Consider the following 6,877-nt stretch of genomic DNA (forward strand, 5'->3'; position numbering starts at 1 on the left):
GATTCGGGCGCTGTCATGCCCATCACCCTGGACGCCCTGCGCCGCTTTGCGGTGGCGCGCACCTTGTTCACGCCGACCACGCTGGGCAGCGCGATTGAGCGCCTGGGTTTTGTGCAGGCCGACCCGATCCGCGCTCCGGCGCGCGCACAAGACCTCACCTTGCGCCACCGCGTCAAGGGCTACTGCGCGGGCGACCTGGAGCGGCGTTACCCCACGCTCGACATTGAAGAAGACTTCTTCGTCAACTACGGTTTTTTGCCCCGCGCCACGCAGGCGCTGATGCACCCGCGCACACCCCGCACGGTGTGGCCCGAGGCACGCCGGGTGCAGGCGGCGGCGGTGCTGGACTTTGTGCGGACGCACGGCGTGGTGCACCCGCGCGAGGTGGACGCGCACTTTGCGCATGGCCCGGCGCGCAACTGGTTTGGCGGTTCGTCCAACGCCAGCACGCAGCTGCTGGACGACATGCACTACCGCGGCCTGCTGCGCATTGCGGCACGCGCAAGCGGGGTGCGCACCTACGCGGTCCGCGCGCCTGATGAAACCGATCAACCCGCTGAACCGGCGGCGTCCCTGGACGCGCTGGTCGATGTGATCGTGCACAAGTACGCGCCACTGCCGGAGCGCTCGCTGGGGGAGTTGATCAGCCACCTGCGCGGCGGCGCGCCGCAATGGGCGGACCAGCGCCAGGCGGCCTTCCAGCGGGCCAAGCTGCGGCTGGCATCCGCCAAGGTGGCGGGGGTGAACTGGTATTGGCCGGTGGCTGAGTCCCCCGCCTCACGCCGCCACGCACCCCGGGATGTGGTGCGCCTGCTGGCGCCGTTTGACCCGGTGGTGTGGGACCGCAGGCGCTTTGAGTTGTTGTGGGGCTGGGCCTACCGTTTTGAGGCCTACACCCCGGCGCCCCAACGGGTGCGCGGTTACTACGCGCTGCCGCTGTTGTGGCGCGACCAAGTCATGGGCTGGGGCAACCTGGCGGTGCGTGATGGCGGGCTGAAGGTTGAACTGGGTTATGCATCCGGCACCGCCCCGCACGACACCGCCTTTGGCCAGGCGCTGGAGGAGGAGCTGGCGCGGCTGCGCACCTTTCTTGCCCTGGCACCGGCTTGACCGCTGGGCCAGAGGCCAGATCGCTACTGATTTAATAGCTACTCCCGCACGCAGTACCTGGGCTACAGCCCGATTTGACTCAAATTCTCTGCCGCGATCAGCCTGAAGCCCGCCGAGATGCGCACATCCCCCGCGGCGGCCTGCCAGAACGTGACCGCCAGCGCCTGGGCCTCGCGCCACTCGGGCAGAGTCGCGGCGGTGGGCTGCAGGGGGCGGGCGGCAAAGTCGCGCGGCACCAGCTCGCCCGCCACCGGGGCGTAGAGCATGGGCAGCATGTCGTAGGTGGGCGAGAGCGTCCAGTCGTCGTCCTGGAGCAGCAGCGAGATGTTGCCGTAATGCCGGTCGGTATTGGCAATGAGCACGCCAAAGGCCTCCAGCAGGCGCAGGGTGCGGGCATCTGCCGGGCTCAGCAACTGGCGTGCGGCCATGCGGTTGGCCGTCGCGGCCCAGTTGTCCATCTCGCCCACGTATTGCGCGTCATACCCCTGCAGCGAGACCATGCCGATCCGTCCGATCGGCCCGGACTGGCCACTGGGGATGGTGCGGTCAAAGCGCTCGGACTCCAGAAACACCCGACCCGCCCCGGTCAAAATTTGGGTGCGGGCCGCGGGAACACCCGCTTGCCCCAAGGTTTGCAGCGCCAAATGCTCACACACCAGCAGGTCGCGGGTACGCTGGTCGGCCGGGGCGTCGCCCGCGGGCGAAAACTTGACGATGACCGGCCGCCCGGCGCTGATCGTGCAAAACTTGGGCTGCTCGCCACCCGCGGATGAGCCGGGGTGCGCGCCCTGCATCGCCAACTCGGCCAGCGCCGGGTATTCCGCCTTCGAGTCCACGCGGGAGACGCGCTCGGAAAGGGTGTGAAAGCGCTGAAACGCCGCCTCGCCCAGGATCAGGTTGCCCGGTAAGTCGTCGCCAAACTGGGTGAGCGCGCGCAGCACATCGTCATCGCTCCAGTGGCGGGGATCGCTGCCGAGTTGCAAGGCGGGGTGGGCGTGGGCAAAGGCACGACCCATGAAGCCCTGGGGGCGCATGTCATCCAGAAACCAGGGCAGGCCGCCGTGCAGCGCACGTGCGCCATCGGCTTCATCCACCCAGAACGCACCGCCTTCGAGCGGCACCAGTCGTGCAAACGGTGAGGGCTGGCCCTGCGCATCCACCCGCATGACCAACACATCCCGGCCCACGCCGGGCACGGTGCGCGGCAGCACGTAACGCTGGGCGCGTGCCGCCCCCACCTTTTGCACCTGAGCTGACTGAATAAGCGGCGCCAGCGCGCGCGACACGGTGGGCTGGCTCACGCCCAGCAGGTTTTGCAATTCGGCGCTGGAAAGCACGCTGCCCTGGCGGCGCAGCGCTTGCAGGGCTTTGGAGGTCAGATCATCGGGCTTGGCCATGAATCATTATATGAATAGATAAATTCATATAAAAATACTTTTAATTCAACGTCTTAAACTATTTTATGAATAGATATTTTTGACTATTAATCAGCCACAAACCAGTCTCTTCACGATGCCAGCTTGCTCCTGATTTAATAGCTACACCCGAAGGTATTACCTAGGCTACAGCCCGATTTTGCTTAAATACCGGGCGCTTTCGGCTCCCCCACCACGGGCGTCACAGGCTCAGGCGCTGGCGTGGCGGGCGCAACAGGCACCACGGCCGGCGGACCCACTGGCGGCGCAGCGGGTGCGGGTGACACCGGGGGCGCCACGCCGTTCACAGGCTCCAGCGGGGCGGCGGGCAGGCTGGCCGACGCGGCAGGCTCCGGCGCTGGTGCCGGCTCGGGTGCGCTGTCCGGCGCAGGTGGGGGCGCCGCATCCACCGGGCCTTCAGGCGCCGGGATGTTGCCCATCAGCCCATTGGCCCAATCCCGCAAACGGCCCAGCAGCGGACTGATGAAGCTGGTGTCCTGCGGCTCCACAAACTTCACGCGGACGTCGATGAGGCGGGCACGCAGCGCTTGCGCCGTGACATCGCCCACGATCGGCAGCGCGCTGTGGGCGCCCTGGCCCCAGTAGTCGCTGCGCAGCGTGATGCGGCCGTCGTTGAAGCCCACCCAGGCACCCACCACCAGTTGCGGGTGCATCAAGATGAACCAGCCATCGGTGTTGTCTTGCGTGGTGCCGGTTTTGCCCGCCACATCGGCACGAATGCCAAAGCGGCTGCGAATGGCGCTGCCCGTGCCCTTATCCACCACGCCGCGCATGGTGTCCAGCAGCGTGTAGTTGGCGGCCGGGGGCAGCGCGGTCTCGGCCGCGGCGGGGCTGAAGGCGGCCACCACCTCGCCCTTGCGGTTCTCGATGCGGGTCACCAGCATGGGCTCCAGGTAGCCGCCGCCATTGGCGATGGTGCCGTAGGCGGTGACCATCTCCTTCAGCGTCACCGGGCTGGTGCCCAAAGCAAGCGAGAGCACGGGGTCGAGCTTGCTTTGGCGCACCCCCATGGCCACGGCCAGTTTGGCCACCCGGTCGGGGCCGACGGCCTGCATCAGCTGGGCGGTGATGGTGTTTTTGGAATACGCCAGGCCGTCGCGCAGGGTCATGGTCTGCCCGCTGGGCGGGCCGCCGTCGGTGGGGCGCCACACGTCGTTGCCCGAGATCGGGATTTCCACCGCCTGGTCCACCAGCGTGTCGTCGGGGCTGGCGCCTTTGTCAAACGCGGCGCCGTACACAAAGGGCTTGAAGGTGGAGCCGGGCTGGCGGCGCGCCTGCTGCACGTGGTCAAACGGGTCGATCTTGAAATCGCGGCTGCCCACCCAGGCGCGCACCTGGCCACTGCGCGGGTCCAGCGCCATGAAGCCCGCCTGCACCCGGGTTTTTTCTTCACGCAGGCTGCGCATGAAGAGGGTGTCTGTCATCAGCTTCTTCAGCGCAGCTTCGTCGCTCAAGCCCGTATCAAGAGCCGTTTTGAACGCGGGCGTTTCACGCACCAAGGCTTGCACCACGGCGCTGCCCGGGCCCCAGACGCCGCGCGGTGCCCAGGCGGCATCGGCAATGCCTTGCAACTGCCGCCCCTGGCGCGCCACCGCCTGGTTGGCCATGGTTTGCAGGCGGTAGTCGATGGTGGTGTGCACCACCAGGCCGTCGGTGTAGATGTTGTAGTCGTGGCTGTCGGCCCAGTTGATGAGCCACTTGCGCAGTTGCTGGGCAAAGTGCGGGGCGGGGCCGGTGGGCTCGGTCTGGCGCTCAAACTCGACACGCAGTGGCCGCTTTTTGAGCACCTCGAATCTGGCGGCATCGAGCTGGTCGTGCTTGACCATTTGCGCCAGCACGATGTTGCGCCGTTGCAGCGAGCGCTCGGGGTTGAGCACCGGGTTGTAGTAGCTGTTGCCCTTGAGCATGCCCACCAGCGTGGCGCTTTCCAACACGTCCAGCTCGTCGGCCGATTTGTCAAAGTAAGTGCGCGCCGCCATCTCGATGCCATAGGCGTTGTACAGAAACGGCACGGTGTTGAGGTAGGTCTCCAGAATCTCCTTCTTGGTGTACAGGGCCTCGATCTTGAACGCGGTGATGGCCTCTTTGAGCTTGCGGTTGAGCGTGGGCGCGCGGCCAATTTCTTCGGGGTACAGGTTGCGCGCCAATTGCTGCGTGATGGTGGAGCCGCCCTGGCGGTTGCCCGTGAAGGTGTTGAGCGCCGCCCCCGCCGTGCGCCGCCAGTCCAGGCCGTGGTGGTCGTAAAAACGGTGGTCTTCGGTGGCAATCAACGCCGCCATCACATTCGGGGAGATGTCCTCCAGCGGCACACGGGCCCCGCTGGCACGGCGAAACTCGGCCAGCGGTTTGCCGTCACTGGAGAGCACCTGCGTAGGTTGCTCCAGCTTGGCCTTGCGGATGTCGCTGATGCTGGGGGTCAGCGGAATGAGCACCAGCACGTAGAGCAAAAACAGCGCAGGCACGGCGGCCAGCGCCAGGGTCTTTTGACGCCGGGTGAGGCCGCGCAGGCGGGCAAGCGCGTCCGGGAGGAGCAGTGGAAGCCGGGAAAGTTTGATCACACAAGACCCATGGGACAAGGGCGCGGTCGCGCCCGGGGGGTCTATTGTGTCTAAAGCCAGGGGCCGCCGATAAACTCGGGCCATCCAGGGATGGCGTCTCTTGAAAGCCGGGGGATCAACGTCACCTGCTCATTTTGAAAGCACCGCCATGTCCACCCTTGCCGCCAGCCCCGTCGTCCAGATCCAGCCCCTGGGTTTTCCGTGGGCCACGCTCGACCCGTTTCTGTTTTGCGTCTACCACGACGACGCCTACCCGCAGGGCAATGCACAGATGGGGCCCGATGCCTCGCTGGCGGGCCGCGACATCGGCCAGGACTTTGGCCGCAAGGACGGCTGGAGCATGTACCACGGCCAACAAGTGCCGGGCTTTCCGTCGCACCCACACCGCGGGTTTGAGACGGTGACCATCGTGCGCAAGGGCCTGATTGACCACGCGGACTCGCTGGGTGCTGCCGCACGCTTTGGCGGTGGCGATGTGCAGTGGCTCACGGCGGGCAAGGGCGTGGTGCATTCGGAGATGTTTCCGCTGCTGAAAACCGACGCGCCCAACCCGCTGGAGCTATTCCAGATCTGGCTGAACCTGCCAGCCGCCGCCAAGATGTCACCCCCGCATTTCACGATGTTCTGGTCCGAAAAAATTCCGCGCCAGCAGCTCACCGATGCGCGGGGTCGCACCACCGAGGTCTCGGTCATTGCCGGGCAATTACAAGGCACCAAGCTGGATGCCGCAGGGGCGGCCGTGGAGGCGCCCCTGAGCCCGCCGCCCGATTCCTGGGCCGCCCAGGCAGACGCCGACGTGGCCATCTGGACCATTCGCATGGCACCGGGCGCCCGCTGGACGCTGCCAGCCGCCACCGGGCCGGGCACGCGGCGCACGCTGTATTTTTTCAAGGGCACGTCCGTCACCATCGCCGGCCAGCCGGTGAACCAACACGCGGCGATTGAGTTGCGCGGCGACGCCACCGTGGACCTGCAGAACAGCGACGAGGGCGAAGTGGCCGAATTCCTGCTGCTGCAGGGCCGCCCCATTGGCGAGCCGGTAGTGCAATACGGCCCGTTTGTGATGAACACCCAGGCCGAGATTGCGCAAACCATGGCCGACTACCAGCGCACCCAGTTCGGCGGCTGGCCCTGGCCCGACACCGCACCCGTGCATGGGCGCGACCCGGCACGCTTTGCCAGGCATCCGGACGGGCGTGAGGAACGGCCACGTTAGTTGAACAGACATGAAAAAAGCGCCCGCAGGCGCTTTTTTGCTTCACGCAGAACGTGAATTACTTGGCCACCACGCGCACCATCTCCAGGCACTTGTTGGAGTAGCCCCACTCGTTGTCGTACCAGGCCACGATCTTCACGAAGGTGCTGTCCAGCGCGATGCTGGCATCAGCATCAAACACGCTGGTGCAGGTCTCGCCGCGGAAGTCGGTGGCGACCACTTTGTCTTCGGTGTAGCCGAGCACGCCTTTCAACGCGCCCTGGCTCTGGGCTTTCATCTCGGCGCAGATTTCTTTCAGGGTAGCTTCGTTGTTGAGTTCGCAGGTCAGGTCGACCACGGACACATCAGAGGTGGGCACGCGGAAGGACATGCCGGTGAGCTTTTTGTTGAGCTCAGGGATGACCACGCCCACGGCCTTGGCGGCGCCGGTGCTGCTGGGGATGATGTTTTCCAGAATGCCGCGGCCGCCGCGCCAGTCTTTGTTGCTGGGGCCGTCCACGGTCTTTTGCGTGGCCGTGGCGGCGTGCACGGTGGTCATCAAACCGCGCTTGATGCCC

Annotated in this window: 4 protein-coding genes and 1 pseudogene; 2 read left to right on the forward strand and 3 right to left on the reverse strand. The window is 66.0% G+C overall.

The features are described from left to right. Positions 1–15 precede the first annotated feature (15 nt). On the forward strand, positions 16–1,110 hold the full coding sequence (locus AC097N_RS04650; protein WP_479579569.1) for a DNA glycosylase AlkZ-like family protein: 1,095 nt from the start codon (positions 16–18) through the stop codon (positions 1,108–1,110). 62 nt (positions 1,111–1,172) lie between these two features. Here the strand turns inward: AC097N_RS04650 and yjjJ are convergent, their stop codons facing one another. Both yjjJ and AC097N_RS04660 read right to left on the reverse strand, forming a co-directional pair. Next, positions 1,173–2,507, reverse strand: a complete 1,335-nt coding sequence (gene yjjJ / locus AC097N_RS04655; protein WP_479579570.1) for a type II toxin-antitoxin system HipA family toxin YjjJ — start codon at positions 2,505–2,507, stop codon at positions 1,173–1,175. Positions 2,508–2,689: 182 nt separating this feature from the next. After that, positions 2,690–5,188, reverse strand: a complete 2,499-nt coding sequence (locus AC097N_RS04660) for a penicillin-binding protein 1A (RefSeq protein ID WP_479579571.1) — start codon at positions 5,186–5,188, stop codon at positions 2,690–2,692. A 64-nt stretch (positions 5,189–5,252) separates the two neighbouring features. Between AC097N_RS04660 and AC097N_RS04665 the strand changes: the two genes are divergently transcribed. After that, positions 5,253–6,320, forward strand: a complete 1,068-nt coding sequence (locus AC097N_RS04665; protein WP_479579572.1) for a pirin family protein — start codon at positions 5,253–5,255, stop codon at positions 6,318–6,320. A gap of 58 nt (positions 6,321–6,378) precedes the next feature. On the opposite strand, the pseudogene AC097N_RS04670 reads toward AC097N_RS04665, so the two are convergent. Continuing rightward, positions 6,379–6,877: pseudogene (locus AC097N_RS04670) on the reverse strand (type I glyceraldehyde-3-phosphate dehydrogenase); the annotation flags it as partial.

The organism is Rhodoferax sp. LS1R11 (assembly GCF_056521395.1).

Excerpts from the sequence above, each read along its gene's own strand:
- AC097N_RS04665 (WP_479579572.1), top strand. The coding sequence starts at position 5,253 with ATGTCCACCCTTGCCGCCAGCCCCGTCGTCCAGATCCAGCCCCTGGGT.
- AC097N_RS04650 (WP_479579569.1), top strand. The coding sequence starts at position 16 with ATGCCCATCACCCTGGACGCCCTGCGCCGCTTTGCGGTGGCGCGCACC.
- yjjJ (WP_479579570.1), bottom strand. The coding sequence starts at position 2,507 with ATGGCCAAGCCCGATGATCTGACCTCCAAAGCCCTGCAAGCGCTGCGC.
- AC097N_RS04660 (WP_479579571.1), bottom strand. The coding sequence starts at position 5,188 with ATGGCCCGAGTTTATCGGCGGCCCCTGGCTTTAGACACAATAGACCCC.